The 18,203-nt window shown below is 58.5% G+C and carries 14 protein-coding genes; 11 read left to right on the plus strand and 3 right to left on the minus strand.

All coding sequences use genetic code 11. The features are described from left to right. Nucleotides 1–166 precede the first annotated feature (166 nt). A complete protein-coding gene (locus CFA77_RS07935) occupies nt 167–1,594 on the plus strand; it encodes a sugar porter family MFS transporter (protein WP_206992989.1) in 1,428 nt (475 codons plus the stop codon). A gap of 76 nt (nt 1,595–1,670) precedes the next feature. Then, nucleotides 1,671–4,247 carry a glycoside hydrolase family 3 protein gene (locus CFA77_RS07940; RefSeq protein ID WP_206992990.1) on the plus strand — a complete coding sequence of 859 codons (2,577 nt, stop codon included), beginning with the start codon at nt 1,671–1,673 and terminating at the stop codon, nt 4,245–4,247. A 73-nt stretch (nt 4,248–4,320) separates the two neighbouring features. On the opposite strand, the gene CFA77_RS07945 is transcribed toward CFA77_RS07940, so the two are convergent. Beyond that, nucleotides 4,321–6,030, minus strand: a complete 1,710-nt coding sequence (locus CFA77_RS07945) for a glycoside hydrolase family 43 protein (protein WP_206992991.1) — start codon at nt 6,028–6,030, stop codon at nt 4,321–4,323. A gap of 132 nt (nt 6,031–6,162) precedes the next feature. Here CFA77_RS07945 and CFA77_RS07950 point away from each other — a divergent pair, with 132 nt between their 5' ends. Next, the gene (locus CFA77_RS07950) at nt 6,163–7,284 is read left to right on the plus strand and encodes an endo-1,4-beta-xylanase (protein WP_206992992.1); all 1,122 of its coding nucleotides are present in this window, start codon (nt 6,163–6,165) and stop codon (nt 7,282–7,284) included. Between the two features lie 138 nt (nt 7,285–7,422). Then, nucleotides 7,423–8,472: a LacI family DNA-binding transcriptional regulator gene (locus tag CFA77_RS07955; RefSeq protein WP_206992993.1), complete on the plus strand. Its 1,050-nt coding sequence runs from the start codon at nt 7,423–7,425 to the stop codon at nt 8,470–8,472. Nucleotides 8,473–8,483: 11 nt separating this feature from the next. Here the strand turns inward: CFA77_RS07955 and CFA77_RS07960 are convergent, their stop codons facing one another. Then, nucleotides 8,484–9,371 (minus strand): aldose 1-epimerase, encoded by an 888-nt coding sequence (locus CFA77_RS07960; protein ID WP_206992994.1) that lies wholly within the window; start codon nt 9,369–9,371, stop codon nt 8,484–8,486. A 224-nt stretch (nt 9,372–9,595) separates the two neighbouring features. On the opposite strand from CFA77_RS07960, the gene xylB reads away from it, so the two are divergent. The 4 genes from xylB to hisC all read left to right on the plus strand — a co-directional run bounded on the left by xylB (nt 9,596) and on the right by hisC (nt 14,762). Continuing rightward, nucleotides 9,596–11,041, plus strand: a complete 1,446-nt coding sequence (gene xylB, locus CFA77_RS07965; protein WP_206992995.1) for a xylulokinase — start codon at nt 9,596–9,598, stop codon at nt 11,039–11,041. Between the two features lie 13 nt (nt 11,042–11,054). Further along, nucleotides 11,055–12,401 carry a xylose isomerase gene (gene xylA / locus CFA77_RS07970; protein WP_206992996.1) on the plus strand — a complete coding sequence of 449 codons (1,347 nt, stop codon included), beginning with the start codon at nt 11,055–11,057 and terminating at the stop codon, nt 12,399–12,401. Between the two features lie 173 nt (nt 12,402–12,574). Then, nucleotides 12,575–13,618: a LacI family DNA-binding transcriptional regulator gene (locus CFA77_RS07975; RefSeq protein WP_206992997.1), complete on the plus strand. Its 1,044-nt coding sequence runs from the start codon at nt 12,575–12,577 to the stop codon at nt 13,616–13,618. A 52-nt stretch (nt 13,619–13,670) separates the two neighbouring features. Then, complete coding sequence (gene hisC / locus CFA77_RS07980) at nt 13,671–14,762, plus strand: histidinol-phosphate transaminase (protein WP_206992998.1); 1,092 nt, start codon at nt 13,671–13,673, stop codon at nt 14,760–14,762. Here hisC and panC read toward each other — a convergent pair. Then, nucleotides 14,746–15,615 (minus strand): pantoate--beta-alanine ligase, encoded by an 870-nt coding sequence (gene panC / locus CFA77_RS07985; protein WP_206992999.1) that lies wholly within the window; start codon nt 15,613–15,615, stop codon nt 14,746–14,748. The two genes, hisC and panC, sit on opposite strands and share 17 nt — an antisense overlap. Nucleotides 15,616–15,716: 101 nt before the next feature. Between panC and CFA77_RS07990 the strand changes: the two genes are divergently transcribed. The 3 genes from CFA77_RS07990 (at nt 15,717) to CFA77_RS08000 (ending at nt 18,184) form a co-directional block, all read left to right on the plus strand. After that, on the plus strand, nt 15,717–16,166 hold the full coding sequence (locus CFA77_RS07990; RefSeq protein ID WP_206993000.1) for a hypothetical protein: 450 nt from the start codon (nt 15,717–15,719) through the stop codon (nt 16,164–16,166). Nucleotides 16,167–16,206: 40 nt separating this feature from the next. Further along, nucleotides 16,207–17,094, plus strand: coding sequence for a division plane positioning ATPase MipZ (locus CFA77_RS07995; protein WP_051607668.1), 888 nt, complete (start codon nt 16,207–16,209; stop codon nt 17,092–17,094). A gap of 97 nt (nt 17,095–17,191) precedes the next feature. After that, the gene (locus tag CFA77_RS08000; protein ID WP_242517521.1) at nt 17,192–18,184 is read left to right on the plus strand and encodes an amidohydrolase; all 993 of its coding nucleotides are present in this window, start codon (nt 17,192–17,194) and stop codon (nt 18,182–18,184) included. Nucleotides 18,185–18,203: the final 19 nt, after the last annotated feature.

Below are 18,203 nucleotides of genomic sequence, written 5' to 3' on the forward strand. Positions count from 1 at the left end.
GTCGTCGCCCCGACTCGTAGGAGCCGTTGCAGCAGAAACACTTGTCAACGTTGACAACTCAATTTTGATAGACTTCTTGTTGGCGATAACATTCGAGGCTAGACTTCGGTATAAGCAAAAAGCGGGCAGGGGGTTGCCTGCCGCGAAACAAGGGAGGGCGCGCGGTATGAGCGACGCATCATCGACTGTAAATATGGAAACAGGACAGGGCAGTTTTGGCCAGGTTCTGCTGATCACCGCCGTCGCCACGATCGGCGGATTTCTTTTTGGTTTTGACTCAGGCGTCATCAACGGAACTGTTGATGGTCTCCGTGTTGCCTTCAACTCGCAAGAAATGGGCACAGGTTTCAACGTTGCCTCCATGCTGCTTGGCTGTGCGGTCGGCGCGGCACTGGCAGGCACATTGTCGGATGCGTTCGGTCGTCGCACGATGATGATCGTTGCTGCGGTTTGTTTCATAATCTCCGCATGGGGCTCCGGTGTAGCGGGCTCGTCGGCGGAATTTGTCGTCTATCGCATCATTGGTGGTCTTGCGGTCGGCGCGGCAAGCGTCATGTCACCAGCTTATATTTCCGAGGTTGCTCCGGCCAAATATCGCGGTCGCCTCACGTCGATCCAGCAGGTCGCCATCATCAGCGGGCTTTTTCTGGCATTCGTGTCCAATTATCTGATCGCGCAAGCAACTGGCGGGTCTGCCATGAATGAATGGCTGCTCGGCTTTGAAGCGTGGCGCTGGATGTTCTGGATGGAATTGCTGCCGGCTACATTCTTCCTCGTGGCTCTTCTGTTCATTCCGGAAAGCCCGCGCTACCTCGTGGCACAAGGTTCTACAGACAAGGCGCGTTCGGTGCTCTCGCGTCTCTCTGGTGCCAAGGCCGCTCACCGCAAGGTCGACGAGATCGAGCAGTCGCTTGCCAATGATCACAAGCCGTCCCTCAAGGACGCGCTTGGTCAATTCGGTTTCAAACCCATTGTCTGGGTCGGTATCGGTCTTGCCGTGTTCCAGCAACTTGTTGGTATCAATGTCGTCTTCTATTATGGCGCCGTGCTCTGGCAGGCGGTTGGCTTCTCCGAAAGCGACGCCTTGCTGATCAACATCATTTCCGGTGCGGTCTCGATTATTGCCGTGATCATTGCGCTGCTGCTGATCGACCGGATCGGTCGCAAACCACTATTGTGGATCGGCTCGGTCGGTATGACGGTCACACTTGCCATCGTGGCATTCTGCTTCTCACAAGCGGTTACGATTGATGGGGCAGTCAGTCTGCCCGGCAGCTTTGGCTTGATCGCTCTGCTCGCCGCGAATGCCTATGTTGTGTTCTTTAACGCGTCATGGGGCCCTGTCATGTGGGTCGCCCTTGGTGAGATGTTCCCGAACCAGGTTCGCGGCGCAGGTCTCGCCATCTCCGGCTTTGCGCAATGGATCGCCAACTTCGCGATCACGATGACCTTTCCGATCATGCTGGCAACGGCTGGTATCGGTCTGGCGGGTGCTTACGGTTTCTACGCTGTGTGTGCGCTGATTTCCGTCTTCTTCGTCTTCAAGGCGGTCAGGGAAACCAAAGGTCTCGAACTCGAGGAAATGCAGGGTTAGGCCCGGCATATACATTCCGCCCTCGCCGATCTGTCGGCGAGGGCATTTTTTTAAAAACTGAATAAGGGAGGTCGCGATGGCCAAGGCTGTCCGGAAATCGTCAATCATTTCGCTGCTCGGCGGCGTGGCTAGTGTGGCGCTCATTGCTGCGTGTAGCCATACGCCGACCGATGCCGATGCCATCGAAACCATGGTAGCTGCAGAGCCCGTGCAGACCGCGCTCATGACTGAGCAGGATCTCGTCGCAACACCAGAACTTTGGCCCGAAATCACTGTGCCGGATCTCGACCCTGTGATCGAAGCGCGCATTGACGAGATCATGGCGAAGATGACTCTGGAGCAGAAAGTCGGTCAGGTCATCCAGGCGGACAGCGACAGTGTGACCCCCGAAGAAGTAAAGGCCTATCGCCTTGGGTCCGTTCTCAGTGGTGGCAGCTCGGCGCCCGGTGACGAACCGTTCGCGTCCATGGACGCGTGGCTCGCGGATGCGGACGCTTATTGGCACGCCTCGGTCGATCCAGAAGGTGTTGAAATCGCCATCCCCGTCATCTGGGGCATCGATGCCGTGCATGGCCATGCGAACCTGTTTGGTGCGACCATCTTCCCGCACAATATCGGCCTTGGCGCTGCCAATGATCCGGACCTGATCGAAGACATTGCCCGCATTACCGCCGAGGAACTCATTGTCTCCGGCCATGATTGGACATTTGCCCCGACCATCGCCACTCCGCGCGATGACCGCTGGGGCCGCACCTATGAGGGCTATTCAGAAAGCCCTGAAATTGTCCGCGAATATGCCGAACGGATTGTCTACGGATTGCAGGGCCGTCCGGATGATGAGGACTTTCTCGGCGAGGGCCGTGTCATTTCCAGTGCCAAACACTATGTCGGCGACGGCGGTACACAAGATGGCATCGATCAGGGCGAGACGCTCGCCACCGAACAGGAACTCATCGACATTCACGCTCAAGGCTATTTCACCGCGCTTGAAGCCGGTGTGCAGACCGTCATGTCGTCATTCTCCAGCTGGCAGGGAGTCAAGATGCATGGCAGCCACGTCATGCTGACCGAAGTGCTGAAAGACCGCCTCGGTTTCACTGGTTTTGTCGTCGGTGACTGGAATGGTCACGGCCAGGTGCCGGGTTGTACGAATACCGACTGTCCACAGTCGTTGAATGCTGGGCTCGATATGTACATGGCACCGGACAGCTGGAAGGGGCTCTATGAAAGTACGCTCCAGCACGCCAAGGATGGCAACATCCCGATGGAGCGTCTCGACGATGCCGTGCGCCGTATCCTGCGTGTGAAGCTCGCCTATGGCATTTTCGACAAGCCTGCGCCAAGCGAACGCCCTGGAGCGAACGACGAGAGCCTGATGGCAACGCCCGAGGCCCGAGAGATCGCCCGCCGCGCCGTGCGGGAATCGCTCGTTTTGCTGAAGAACAATGACAATCTCCTTCCGCTCAGCACGGAGCAAACCATTCTCGTGATCGGTGATGGCGCAGACAGTATCACCAAGGCCGCTGGTGGCTGGACCTTGTCCTGGCAGGGCGGTGGTTATGACAATGGCCACTTCCCCAATGGACAGTCCATTCTGGAAGGTATTGAGGATGCGCTGCTGCCGGGCGGCGGAACGCTGATCTTCGACCCCACAGGAGAGTCCGATGTAGATGCGGATGTTGTAATTGCTGTGTACGGAGAAAATCCATACGCTGAAGGCATCGGCGATATTCGGACGATGGATTTTGTGCCGAATGGTTTTGACACAAGCAAGCTCGAAGCCTTCCAGGACAAGGGCGTGCCGGTCGTGTCGGTTTTCCTGTCGGGTCGGCCGCTTTGGGTAAATCCCGAACTCAATGACTCCGATGCGTTCGTAGCAGCTTGGCTCCCGGGCTCCGAAGGTGCCGGGATTGCCGATGTGCTATTCCAGACGGAACCAGACTTCGACTTTACGGGACGTCTCTCCTTCTCATGGCCGGCGACAGCCCAGCCGTCACGTCTCAATTCGGAAGACACACCTTATGAGCCGCTATTCGCTTACGGGTACGGCCTCAGCTATGCCTCTGACGCAACCGAGCTTGGAGAGCTGAGTGAAGATCCGGGTCTGTCCGAAGACCTCATGGGCAATGCGGATCCGCGAACCTTGTTCAGGCGCGGACGCCCAGGAGACCGCTGGGGCGCGCTCCTCGCGTTTGAGGGGGCTTACACGACGCTGCAGCCGGGGCTTACCGAACTGGCGGGCCTTTCGATCAGTCGGACGGACTACGAAATTCAGGAGGATGGACTAGTGCTTTCATGGTCGGATCCGACTGGCGTCCTGTCCATTGGTTCCTTTGCCAATCCGGTCAATCTGAATGCGGCTGGCGACGCCGCGCTGGACATCGTAGTTGCAGCCAAGGTGCCGGATGGCGGGGAGCACGTCATATCCGTCAGTGGCTCTTGCGACCAGAATGGCAATTGCGAAGCCGTTGAGCAGATCACCGTCACAGGTTCCGACTGGGCGGAATACCGAGCGCCTGCGGCCTGTCTCGGTCTGACTGACCTTACTGCCGTGCAGATCCCGGCGGTTATCGGAACGATGGATGCTGGGACAGTGGCAGTGGCGGACATCCGCTTCGAACCTTCCGAGAGTGATCAAGGTTGCTCTGAATAGCGCCAGCCTGAAAGATAAGTCTGAAATCAAATGGCGGCCTTCGTTCGAAGGCCGCCATTTTCATTTTTAATGATCAGTCTCCGGCGGACTGGGCATAAACACCGAGAAGCGTACCGACAAACCCACCAGCCTTTTCCGTGCTCAGAATTGTGCTGTCTTCGCTGAGTGCCACGGGCTCCCAGTCGTCGCCTCGGGCAGCCTGATAGAAGTCGATCTCAGGGCCCCGTGATACGATCCGCAGTTTGAGGGAGGCCCCCAAAGGCGCGGCTGCAGGGACCTCTGCGACGATCTCACCGTCCTTGTCTGTCGCGTCACCAGCGCGCTTGCGCAGCCGCACAATCGCTTTCCCGTCTTCACTCATCGACAAGCCGAGCGCATAATAGGCCGCATCATTCTGGAAAGCGGCAATTCCCGCTTCGTCGTCACTATCTTCCGGCACGAAAGAGACCTCTGTATAGGCTTCAGCATTTGTGTGTTGCTGCCGCCGCGCGAGAAAGGAAGGCTGTCCAGGGCTGCCGACTCCGTCTGCGCGCGCTTCCAGAACGAGTTCGCCATTTTCCAGTCGATACGCTTTCTGGGCAGGTATTCTGACCGTCAGCCAGTGCAGCGGAAGTACGTCTTCCTCAAACTCATCCGTATAGGTGAAGTTACCAGTCAGCGGCAAAGAAGCCTTCGGCTGCGCCGGCAGGGCGGGACGATCAATGACGTGCGGGATGACGTCGCCGGGCTTGGTGATGCGTGGGATACCATTGTCCCATGACACCGGCATGAGGAAAGTTTCGCGGCCGGTATTGTATTCGTTGCCTTGATAGGGGCGCGTGCCAAGGAATACGGCCCACCAATTGCCCTCAGAATCTTGGGTGAAGTCAGCATGGCCAACCGAAGTGATCGGTTCGGCCCGGTCTTCCGGTAGGTCGCGTTGCGTCAGGATCGGGTTATCGGGATGGGGCGTAAACGGCCCCAAGGGGGACTTCGCGATGAGGATCACCTGCGAGTGCTGCGGGCCTGTTCCGCCTTCAGCAGCGCTAAGCACGTACTTGCCATCAACCTTGTAGAGATGCGGCCCCTCGATCCAGACGGGTTGTTCGGACAAGTCCAGGCCGCCATTCACCGCTACGACCGCATCCGAAACCGGTTCGAACGTTTGTGCATCAACTTCGCGGATCCAGACCGCGCGATGCCCCTCATAGAGGGGCTCGCCCTCAGGGGCGTCATTGTTCAGGATGTAGACCTTGCCGTCCTCGTCAAAGAAAAGCGACGGGTCGATCCCGCCAATATGGGGTAGCCAGATCGGGTCGGACCATGGCCCGGCAGGGTCGGTAGCCGTCACGACGAAATTGCCGCCGCAATCCACGCAGGTATTGATCACGTAGAAGACGCCGCCATGGAATTCGATTGTCGGCGCAAACACACCTCGCGACACGGTCAGCCCGGAAAAGTCGAGCATGTCCGGCCGGTCGATGACATTTCCGATCTGGGTCCAGTGGATCAGGTCTCGGCTGTGGAAGATCGGGATACCCGGATAGTGGGTAAAGGATGAGTTCACGAGGTAGTAGTCGGCGTCGACTTTCACGATGCTGGGGTCTGGATAGTATCCGGCCAGGATCGGATTCCGAGCCTGACTGTCGGAGACGGGCAGATCAAAGATCGGGTCAGTGCCGCTATATGTCAGATAGGAGAAGCGGGCTTCCGAGGTTTCCAGCGGCGCAGGCGCACTGACACTGCCGCACGATGCTGCGATCGCGATCACCCCGAAACTGGCAAACGCCTTCCAATGTCGCATTTGAATAATCACGCTTCCGACTCCCTCTGTCGTTCTACCGGTATGGACCCGGTTTCAATTCACGATATGATAGCGTTATCATTATCGCTATGCCAAGGCCGCCAAGAGCCGAAATCAACCGGGAGGAATTCGATGTCCAAATTTACAAGACGCCATGCGCTCGCTCTGATGGCGTCGGCAACGGGTGCAGCGTGCACGTCGGCAGGCGGGCCAGCCGTGCAACTTGGGACGGGTTCCGAGCCGTTGAAGGATTTGGCCGCCGCAAAGGGCATCCGTTTCGGCACGGCCATGGATGTGCGCGAGGTCTCCGATCCGGCTTATCTCGATATTGTCTTGCGAGATTGCGCCGTCATCGTAGCCGAAAACGAACACAAGATGTACACGATTCAGCCAACCCCGGATGCCATGAACTGGACGTCGGGCGATACGCTGGTGGCGTTTGCGAAAGCGAACAATCTCGGTATGCGGGGCCACACTCTGCTGTGGCAGCATCCGCAATGGCTCCCGGACTGGATCAATGACTCAGATTTTGCGAACGCCTCGGAAGCGGAGGCCGTCCTGGGCGGTTACATCACAGCGGTGGCGTCGCGGGATGCTGATTTCATCTATTCCTGGGATGTCGTGAACGAGACTATTGACCCGGAAACCGGCGATATCCGTGAAACCTCTTTTACCCGAGTCATGGGGCCGGACGTATTGGAGTTCGCGTTCCGCACGGCACGCGCAGCAGCGCCGGACGCAACGCTGGCGTACAACGACTATATGAGCTGGGAGCCCAGCCACGAAAAACATCGCACAGGCGTGCTGCGCATGCTCGAGCGTTTGAAACGCAACGGCGCACCCATTGATGCACTTGGCATTCAAAGTCATTCCAATGATGCGCCGCCTTCGGCCTTTACGCCGACCCAGCAAAAAGTCTGGCGGGACTTCGTGGAAGAGGCCATCGGTATGGGTTTGGACATCTACCTCACCGAATTCGACGTGAATGACTCGATGATGGCTCCTGGCATTGTTCAGCGCGACCAGGAGATTGCCGCGTTTACGCGGGACTATCTCGACATGATGTTCAGCTATCGGGAGACCAAGGATCTGTTGATGTGGGGTCTGGCGGATAGTCACAGCTGGTTGCAGGGATTCAAACCGCGCGAAGACGGGATAGAGAAACGACCGACTCTTTACGATTCCAGCTATCGCCCCAAGCTGATGCGTGACGCTGTCGCGGCCGCGCTCAAGGCTGCGCCAACCCGTGCGTGAACTGCGCCACATTACCCCATCTGGCTGAATCGTCTTGAAAAAATTACATAAAGGCTTGAGGTTTGGGTGTTAAGTCGGCGCAAGACATAGAATGAAAAGCAGGACGGAAACCCTGCTCACGGGATAAGAAGAACAAGTATGTCCGAAAAAATTACAAAGTCGGGACGTCGCCAGCACGCGACCATCAAGGAGGTCGCCGAACTCGCTGGCGTTTCACAGATGACGGTCTCGCGTGTGCTCAATCGCCGAGATGTCGTGCGTGAAACTACCCGGGCGCGTGTTGAAGATGCCATCCGCGAACTGAAGTACCGACCGAACTTACTCGCACGTAGCCTTGCGGGTGGGAGCTCCCTATTCATCGGAATGATTTTCAACAACCCCAGCAACTCCTATCTCAGTGAACTGCTCATCGGTGCGATGAACCGCTGCCGGGAAGCGGGGCACCACCTCGTGCTCGAGGATTTCTCCTCATACCAAGACCCTTCCGATGTAGATGAGCTTGTGGGCCGCGTCAGCGGCGCCGGTCTGGACGGCATTCTCGTCGTTCCCCCGCTCAGCGAAGATGACCTCCTGCTATCCAGGCTGGAGGAGGCGGGCATTCCTTGCGTCCTTATTGCCCCAAAAACTCCGCCGAAATCCGGAACAAGCCTCGCGATCGACGACGAAGCCGCAGCCAAGCGCATGACGGAATATCTGATCGCACGTGGCCATACTCGGATCGGCTTTGTGATTGGCGCCGAAGACCAGATATCGTCGCATCGCCGCTATAGCGGGTTCCAGCTGGCGATGAAGGAACATGGCCTCGACATTGATCCAAATCTCGTCCGGCGCGGTCGGTTTACGTATCGCAGCGGCATGGAGGCGGCCGACAGGATGCTGGATCTCGCCGACCAGCCTACGGCCATCTTTGCCAGCAATGATGACATGGCCGCCGGCGTGATCGCGTCGGCTTTCCGTCACGGTAAGCGCGTGCCGGAAGACATTTCCGTGGTCGGATATGATGACACGCCCATCGCCAGCGCGATCTGGCCGCAGCTGACTACTGTGCGCCAGCCAATTGCGGAAATGGGCTATCAGTCCGTCGATTTACTTGCTGCGTTTATTTCGGACCACGAAGCCGAACTGGGCGAGCTGAATCCGATACTGGATGTTGCGATCATTGAGCGGGATTCGGTCATCAAAGTCTGAAGCCAGACGCCTTAGATCTCGCGAATGGTCAGGCTTATCTGAGCCGACAGCGTTTCGCCGGGCTCGAGGCTATGCAGCCCTGTCAGTTCGGCCGGATGCTGGCTGTTCACCGCGTCGGGAGCGTGGCTTACGGGTTCAACGCAGAAGAACTCCTGTTGCTTCGGCGTGTAGATCACCATGTGACCAAGCTCTGCGTCCGAGACCATTTCTACGCGCAGGTTCCGGCTTGGCCATTCGATACAACTTATCCGGTCTGACACGGTGAAGGCATTGTCGAGGTCGAGCTCATCAACGATACGCCAGTCTGACAGATCGGCACCAGCGGCTGGCATAACCAGCCTGTCGGGGATCATGCCCTCATCCGACATCCAGACCCGGTCGACCGGTACTTTCACGCGCGCATCCAGACGGGGAAAATAGGGGTGCCAGCCAAGCCCCGCGGGCATGGAGTCGTCCCCGTGATTGGTCAGGCGAAGCATCAGGTCCAGACCGTCATCCCGCAGCCTGAAGTCCTGCTCCGCGCGATAGGCCCACGGCCAATCTTCGGGCCTGTAGTCAAACACCAGTCGTGCATGATTGCTGCCATGCTCTGCAACCTGCCAGGCCGCGTGCCAGGCCTGGCCGTGAATGGCGTGCCGTTCCGGAAGGAAGTTCGGCGCGAGAGACACATCACGGTCATTCCAGGCAAAACGGCCTTCGGAAATTCGGCCCGAGAACGGAAAAAGGGGGAAGCCCGCAGTCTGTAGTGGGCTTTCATCCGCAGTGCGCTCAAATGGACGCAGAATGTCCTGGGCCATGTAGGTCAAGCCGCCCACACTGCCGCCAAGGTCGGGCAGCAAGGTCAGCTTCATGGCTTTGGTTTCGAGTATGAGGCGCGACAGCGCTGTTGAATCGGCCAAACCCCGGTCTCCCTTATCCGCAAGTGTTGGCTAAAAAGCATGCTAACGCTAACATGGAAAGTAGGATCGGTCTTTTCACCGGTACTTGACGCTGCGACAAAGGCGGATCTGCTGCGTCTCGGCAAGTTGATATTCCGCTCTTGCGATGGCAAAGCTGAAATGATAGCGGTATCATTTAGTGGACAGCCGCACTCAGACGGGCTGCCAGGGAGGACATTCGGAACGTGTTTCTAGGGATCGACATAGGCACATCCAGCGTGAAGGCAGCGCTGATTGATGAGGCAGGGCGCCAGGTTGAAGTCAGCCAGGCGGAACTTCCGATTTCGCGTCCCAAACCCCTCTGGTCCGAACAGAATCCATCTGATTGGTGGACCGCCACGAACATGGCCGTCGCCAAGCTGGACGTGAACCGCCGTCATCGGGTGAAGGCTGTCGGCCTGTCCGGACAGATGCACGGTGCGACGCTTCTGGATGAATCTCTTGCTCCGATTCGGCCGGCGATCCTCTGGAACGACGGGCGCAGCTTTGAAGAGTGCCGCGACCTTCAAAAGAGTACACCAGCCTTTGTGTCCAAGGGCGGTAATCTTGTCATGCCTGGTTTTACCGCGCCGAAACTCGAATGGGTGCGCCGGCATGAGCCAGGTGCATTCGAGAAAGTGCACAAGGTACTCCTTCCCAAGGATTATGTCCGCCTTCGGATGACTGGCGATCTCGCCTCCGACATGTCGGATTCCTCGGGCACGCTCTGGATGGATGTCGAGGCGCGGACCTGGTCAGAGGAATTGCTTGCCGCTTGCGGTCTCACGATCGACCATATGCCAAAGCTCTATGAAGGCCATGAAGTGACCGGTGTGCTTCGCCAGGAAGCGGCTGAAGCCTGGGGCATGGACCGCGTGCCGGTGGTTGCTGGCGGCGGCGACAATGCGGCCGGTGCGGCGGGTGTTGGCGTGATCGATGAGGGTGAAGCGCTGCTGTCGCTCGGTACATCCGGCGTGATTTTCGTGGCGGGGAATACGTTCCGCTCAAATCCCGATTCTGCGGCGCATGCATTCTGTCATGCTTTGCCGGATCGGTGGCACCTGATGTCGGTCATGTTGAGTGCAGCGAGCTGCCTCGACTGGGCCGTCAAACTGACCGGGACATCCGACGCGGGAGAGCTTGTGAAGCTCGCCCAGACAGAGGCAGGCCTAGCCGGGTCTGAGCAATTCCTCCCCTATCTGTCTGGCGAGCGCACACCTCACAACAATCCCCATGCGTCGGGTGTCCTGTTCGGTCTGACCCATGATTCCGGGTCTGCGCAGATCGGCCAGGCCGTGCTTGAGGGGGTCGCCTTCGGTATGGCGGATGGTTTCCGCGCCCTTGTGGAATCGGGTGTGGACGTACATTCGATCTCAGTTATCGGCGGCGGCGCACAATCCACTTATTGGGGGCGTATCCTGTCTGCTGTGCTGGACCGCCCCATGGTTTACCGCGACGGCGCGGCCACTGGCCCGGCCTATGGCGCTGCGCGCCTGGCTCGCTACGCCAGCATGGGCGGTTCAGTCGAGGAAATGTTCGAAGCACCCGAAGTGCTGCAGATTGTTGAGCCAAAAGAAAGCGACCGCGACCGGCTGGCCCCGAAATACGAGAAATTCGGTACACTGTACCGTATGCTGAAAGATGCCTTCTGAGGAGAATAAAGACATGGCTGATGGACAGATCAATGTAGGCGGCGAACCCGTCTTCAAGGGCATCGACCCAATCAAGTTTGAAGGACCAGACAGCGACAACCCGCTGGCTTATCGTTATTACAACAAGGACCAAATGGTCATGGGCAAGCGGATGGAAGACCATCTGCGCATGGCTGTTTGCTATTGGCATACCTTCTGCTGGGATGGCTTTGACGTCTTTGGCGGTGGCACGTTTAACCGTCCTTGGCACGGTGCCGCCAATGACCGCGCCGCAGCTGACGCGAAGATGGCCGCAGCTTTCGAATTCTTCAGCAAGCTCGGCCTGCCTTACTATTGCTTCCACGACGTGGATGTCACTGAGGACTCTCCGACACCGGACGATCTGTCGAACAATCTCAAGCGCCAAGCCGACCGTCTCGCAGCCTATCAGGAAGCGACCGGCATCAAGCTGCTCTGGGGCACCGCCAACCTGTTCAGCAATCCGCGCTTCGGCGCCGGTGGCCTGACCAATCCGAACCCCGAAGTCGCCGCGGTTGCGGTCCGCCAGATCCGCGACTGTATGGAGGTGACGCAGGCGCTTGGCGGCGAGAATTATGTGCTCTGGGGTGGCCGCGAAGGCTATGACACCCTGCTGAATACTGATCTCGACCGCGAACTCGGCAATTTCGGTCGCTTCCTCGCAATGGTCGTCGATCACAAGCACAAGATCGGCTTCGAAGGAAAAATCCTGATCGAGCCGAAGCCGCACGAGCCGATGTATCACCAGTATGATTTCGACTCCGCGACCGTCTATGGCTTCCTGAAGCGCTTCGGCCTTGAAGATGAAGTCCAGGTCAATATTGAGCCGAACCACGCCACACTGGCAGGCCACAGTTTCGCCCATGAGATCGCCACGGCTGTCTCGCTCGGCATCATGGGCTCGATCGATATCAATTGCGGCAACTACCAGAATGGCTGGGATACCGACCAGTTCAATCTCGACATCCGCGACATTACGCTGGCGCTGATCGAATTGCTGCCATCCGGCGGCCTCGACACCGGCGGCTTCAACTTCGATGCCAAGGTGCGCCGTCAGTCAAGCACGGTCGATGACTTGTTCCACGCCCATGTCGGCGGCGTCGACGCGCTGGCCCGTGCGCTTTTGTCGGCGGCCGACATCCTTGAGAAGGGCGAGATCGCCAAGCTCAAGACGGAACGTTATGCTGGCTGGGAGAATTCCGACCTCGGCAAGATGATGCTGTCGGAAGGCGCGAGCCTCGAAAGCATCGCCAACAAGGCCGTCGAGTCGGGTGTAAATCCGTCCCATACAAGCGGACGTCAGGAAATGCTGGAAAACCTCGTGAACCGCAGCCTGAAATAAACTGAACAGCGGCAGGCCTTGCCGGGCGTAATGAACGGGGGCAAGGCCTTGTCACTGTAGGGAAAAAGAAGCTAGGTTTGTCCGCCATACCCCTATGAGCGGACAAACTAGCTGGCGGCGGATTTCTGCTGCGCGATTGGCTTGCTCCCAAGGGTTCTAACCGAGGAGCCGCGATGACTGACGGGCTAAAAGCGCATAGGACTTCCGGACATGTCCGGCCTGCCACCATCATTGATGTTGCCCGCGAAGCAGGCGTGTCCTTCAAGACGGTCAGTCGCGTGCTGAATGGCGAGACCAATGTGCGCGAAGAGACCCGTTTGAAGGTGCTCGAAGCCGTCAAGACACTGAACTATCGGACCAATCACAATGCGCGCAATCTGCGGGCTCGCCATAGTCACATAATTTGCCTTTTCTATGCGAACCCATCACGCAACTATATTGGTGAAGTTCAGTTGGGCGCCCTGCAACGCTGCCAAGCCTATGGTTACAGCCTTATCACCGAGGATTGCAGCGACAATCATACATCGCTGCTTGCGCTGAGGGCTGAAACCAAACTGGCCGGAGCGATCCTGACGCCGCCATTGTCGGACGATAAAAACCTTATCTCTGAACTCGAAAATCGCGGTATTCCATTCGTTCGAATTGCGCCCGCAGAAGACGTCGAACATGGTCAGGATGTCGCCATCGACGATGCTGCGGCTGCGCGAGAGATGACGGAGTATCTGATCGGACTAGGCCATCGGCGGATCGGCTTCATCAAGGGGGCCGATTCTCATGCGCAGGCTGTCCGGCGTTTTGCCGGTTACCGGCAGGCACTGGAAGAAGAGGGCATCTCCCTCGATCCTGATCTAATCGAGGATGGTGATTTCGCGTTTGACTCCGGTGTCTCATGCTCTGAGAAACTCTTGTCATTGCCTGACCGTCCGACCGCGATATTTGCGAGTAATGACGACATGGCTGCCGGTGTGCTCGCGACGGCGTATCGCCGCCAGGTAAATGTACCAGCCAACCTTTCCGTCGTGGGTTTCGACGATACGCCGCTGGCCACGACAATCAGTCCGTCCTTGACGACGATTTACCAGCCAAGTCGCGAACTTGCTGCAGAGGCCGTCAGCATGTTGCTGGAAGAGGCTGCCCCTACCGGCGATGCGCCCCGCCACAAGTTGCTCGAATACAAGTTGATGCTACGGGAATCCACTGCCGCGCCACGCGCATGACGCGCAAATCGCGAGTTTCCCAGTCAGCCGCTTTCGTGTAAGTCGCGCGGCGATGACCAAGATTACGCCTCTTCCGCATATCGCCCAGACCAAGCCCTATGTGCCCGGCGGCAAGCTCGCTGGCGCGAGTGGCTCCGTCATCATGCTGGCCTCCAACGAGAATCCGTTCGGCCCCAGCCCGAAAGCCATTGAGGCGATGAAGGCGGTGGCGGGCGATGTGCACGTCTACCCTGATCCGGAATATCGTGCCCTGCGGGAGACGATTGCCGAGGCGGTCGGCATTGCCGATTCAAGCCGTGTGATGGTTTCCGCGGGGTCTGACGAGATCATTCACTTGTTGACCCAGAGCTATGCCGGACCGGGCGACGAAATCCTGTTCACCGAGCACGCCTTTTCCATGTATCGCGTTTCGGCATTGTCGCACGGCGCAACGCCAGTGACTGTCCCGGAAACCGATCTGACCGCGGGCGTCAACGCCATCCTTGGCGCGGTCTCGGAGCGGACGAAAATCCTGTTCCTCGCGAATCCGAACAATCCGACTGGCACGATGCTGCCCGTCGAGGCGCTGGAACAGCTGCAGGACAGCCTGCCGCCGCATGTCTTGTTCGTCGTCGACGGTGCCTATGCCGAATATGTCGGCCCGGAATATGAAGCGCAAATTCGGGACCTCGTGGACCGGAAAGCCAATACGGTGATGATGCGGACCTTCTCCAAGATTCATGGGCTTGCGGCCTTGCGTCTTGGCTGGGGGTACATGCCTGCCGAGATCGCTGAGACCTATCAGCGTATTCGCGGCCCCTTCAACGTGAATGGTCTCGCTGTGGCAGCCGGCATGGCCAGCATTCAGGATACCGACTTCCTGACGAAAAGCCGGGACCATAATACCGACTGGCGCGCCCGCATGACCGCAGCCTTGAATGCGATGGGCCTTCCGACCCCGCACAGCGACGCGAACTTCGTGCTGCCGGAGTTCGGCTCCTCAGAGCGCGCTGCGGCGGCGAACGACTTCCTCAAGGCGCGCAACATCCTTGTCCGCGCTGTTGGGGGCTACGGCCTGCCGGATCGATTGCGGATTACAGTCGGCTCGACCGACGACAATCAGGCGGTCCTGGACGCGCTGAAAGAGTTCACCGCGTCACGCTGATATTGTCGATCAGGCGCGTCTTTCCGAGCCATGCCGCGCCGAGCAGCCGCGCAACCGTGCCAGATGACAGGGGCGCGTCGGGCAGGTCTTCCAGGGAGGCTGGGTCGACGAGGCTGACATAATTCATCTCCGTGAATCCGGACGCCATGATCAGGCGCCGGGCTTCTTCCAGCACGTCTGACGGCGTCGCGCCCAGCGACAGGCGGACCGAGGCCCGGTGCAAAGCGGCCTGCATCGCCCCGGCTGCGCGGCGCTGTTCGGGCGAGAGGTAGAGATTGCGCGAAGATTGCGCGAGCCCATCACCATCTCGCGTGGTTTCGCCACCAAGAATTTCGATTGGAAAGCCGAGGTCTTTCACCATGCGCCGGATGATCTGGAGCTGCTGGTAATCCTTCTCCCCGAACACGGCGACATCCGGCTGGACGTGCAGGAAGAGGCGAGCCACCACGGTCGCGACGCCATAGAAGAAGTGCGGGCGGTAGATCCCGTCCAGCAGGTCTGACATCTGCTCGACGCGGACATTGGTGCGGGTGCCTTCCGGATACATTTCCTCGACCGTAGGCAGGTAGACGAGATCGCATCCCGCCGAATCGAGTTTGGCCCGATCGGCCGATTCGTCGCGCGGATATGTGTCGAAATCCTCGCCGGGAGCGAATTGTGTGGGGTTTACGAAGATGCTCGCGACCACTTTTGTCACTTTGGTGCGTGCCTTCTGCACAAGGGAAAGGTGCCCCCCGTGAAGGGCGCCCATTGTGGGAACAAATCCAATAGTTTCACCGGCTTGGCGCCATGCTCGAATCTGTTGTTGCAGCTCGGCCCGCGATCGGACGGCCTCCGTTAACTTACCTGTCATGGAATTCACTATGAAAACTTCCCGTATGAGGATTGTTTAAAACGTCTCGCCAAAGGATTTCGTAAACGCGTTGTTAACCCATTCGGAGGAATTTCAAACTCATGACACATCGCATTCTCGCTCCGCTAAAAACCTTCGCGCTTTCTATCGGTCTCCGACTGGCAGCAGGCAAGTCCAGACTCGCTGAAACGGCTGTTCCAGAGCCGATCCGCGAATATCTGAACCCGAATGCGGTCGACGAATGGATGTTTGATCGCGACGGCAGCCCGGTAACCGAAGCGGCAACGCTTTATTCCCGCGACTTCGGACGTGTCTCAAATACGCTTTCCAGCCTTCGCGCATTGCTCACTGACATTGCGGCACATGCCCCCGTCAGCGCCGAGCTGCCCTTGCAGGCTGCCTTTGGTCCAATCACGTCGGACGATGTCCTGTTCGATGGGGAGCCGATGGCTGCGCATTATGGTGACGTACCGGCTGAAGACGCTGATCTCTTCATGGACGTGGTTTCCAGCAGCAAGTCTGCTGGCGCCGAGATGTCTCACGTCGCCTGAGCCCTAACGAACTGAAATACCTCTGAAGGAGTCGCCCGTAATGCCCGCTGATGGATTCGCCCCGCTTGAAACGGTTAGCGGCCCGGACCTGTCAGCGCAGCAGCGCGAGGCCCGCGTCATTGTCGTGGGCAATGAAAAGGGTGGAGCGGGCAAGTCGACGGTCTCCATGCACTTGTCCGTCGCTCTGATGCGGATGGGCAAGAAGGTTGGGGTTATCGATCTTGATGTGCGTCAGCGCAGCCTCACCCGATATCTCGAAAATCGTCTCCGTTGGATGCAATCCACCGGTGCGAAACTTCCCATGCCGGAAATCGTGCGCGTGGATGCTTCGACAGAGCGCGATCTCGACAAGGCTGAATCCGAGGAGACCCAGCGTTTTCTCAGCAGCGTGGCGCGCCTCAAGAAAGCCTGCGATTTCATCATCATCGATGGTCCTGGCGGCGACACCTATCTCTCGCGTCTTGCGCATGTGAATGCAGACACGCTGATCACGCCGCTGAATGACAGTTTTGTCGATTTCGACCTGTTGGGTGATGTGAACCCGCAGACGCTCGAAGTATTGCGCCCGAGCTTCTACTCAGAAATGGTCTGGTCCTGTCGCAAGAAGAAGGCCCAGACGTCGCGCCGTCCGATTGACTGGATCGTGATGCGCAACCGCATGTCGCCCCTGGCGGCACGTAACAAGGAGCGCGTCGGCGAAGCGCTGACCAACCTGTCCAAGCGGATCGGTTTCCGCCTTGCGCCAGGCCTCTCTGAGCGCGTGATTTATCGCGAACTGTTCCCGGCCGGTCTGACCCTGCTGGATCTCACGGAGAAGGGCTCCAATATCTCCTTCACCATGAGCCATGTTGCCGCCCGTCAGGAGATGCGCGATTTGCTGATCATCATGCAGCTACCAGAGCTGGTCGGCGCCGAAATCGAATTCTGATCTGTTGGGAAATGGATTTTATGAAAGGCCAGCCTCGGGGGCTGGCTTTTCGCGTTTCAGGGGCTCACACTCCTCCTAAAAACAGGAGGAAGCGCAGATGGTGTTCAACAATAGCGACTGGCTAGCGCAGGTTCAGGAAGACATTATCGATCCGGATCGGGAAATCGTTGACCCGCATCATCATCTCTGGCCGCAGGCCGACATGCACTACCATGTGCCGGAATTCCTCGCTGACCTGACCAGCGGGCACAATGTTGTCCAGACCGTGTTCATGGAGTGCGGTGCGGCCTATCGCGAGGATGGACCGGATTATCTCAAACCCGTCGGCGAGACCGAGTTCGTGGCCGCCGCTGCAGCCGAAATGAAGGCGAAGGGCGGTCCCTATATCGCAGGGATCGTCGGGCATGCCGACCTTCGGGGGCCGCATCTGGAGGACGTGCTCGACGCTCACAGGGACGCTGCCAACGGCCTGTTCCGTGGCATCCGTCATGCGGGCTCACGTGATACGAGCGGCGCTACGTTGCGCATTCCAGGCCGGGCGCCTGAGCGTCTCTATGCGGATGAAGATTTTCGCCGGGGCGTGCAATTGCTGGGCGAGCACGACCTGTCCTATGACACATGGCATTATCACCACCAGAACCGGGACTATCTCGACCTGGTGAAGGCGGTGCCGAATACGACCATGGTGCTCGACCATTTCGGGACACCCATCGGTATCGGCCCCTATGCCGACAAGCGCGAAGAGATATTCGAGCAGTGGCAGGACGACATGGCCGACCTGTCCCATTGCCCGAACGTGGTGGCCAAACTGGGTGGGCTTGCCATGCCAGACAATGGCTGGGGCTGGCATGAGCGCGAAACGCCGCCGACCTCGGACGAATTCGTGCTGGCCCAACAGCGCTATTACGATCACATGATCGACTGTTTCGGTGCAGCCCGCTGCATGTTCGAGAGCAACTTCCCGGTGGATCGCTGGTCCATCAGCTACCCGGTCCTGTGGAATGGTTTGAAGAAGATCGCCGCCAAATACTCCGAAGTGGAGCAACGCGCGCTGTTCACGGAAACCGCGCGGCGCATCTACCGGCTGTAGCCACGCCTAGGCAGAGGCC

Origin of the sequence: Hyphomonas sp. KY3 (genome assembly GCF_017309975.1) — a bacterium.
In the GTDB taxonomy this organism is placed as follows: Bacteria; Pseudomonadota; Alphaproteobacteria; order Caulobacterales; family Hyphomonadaceae; genus Hyphomonas.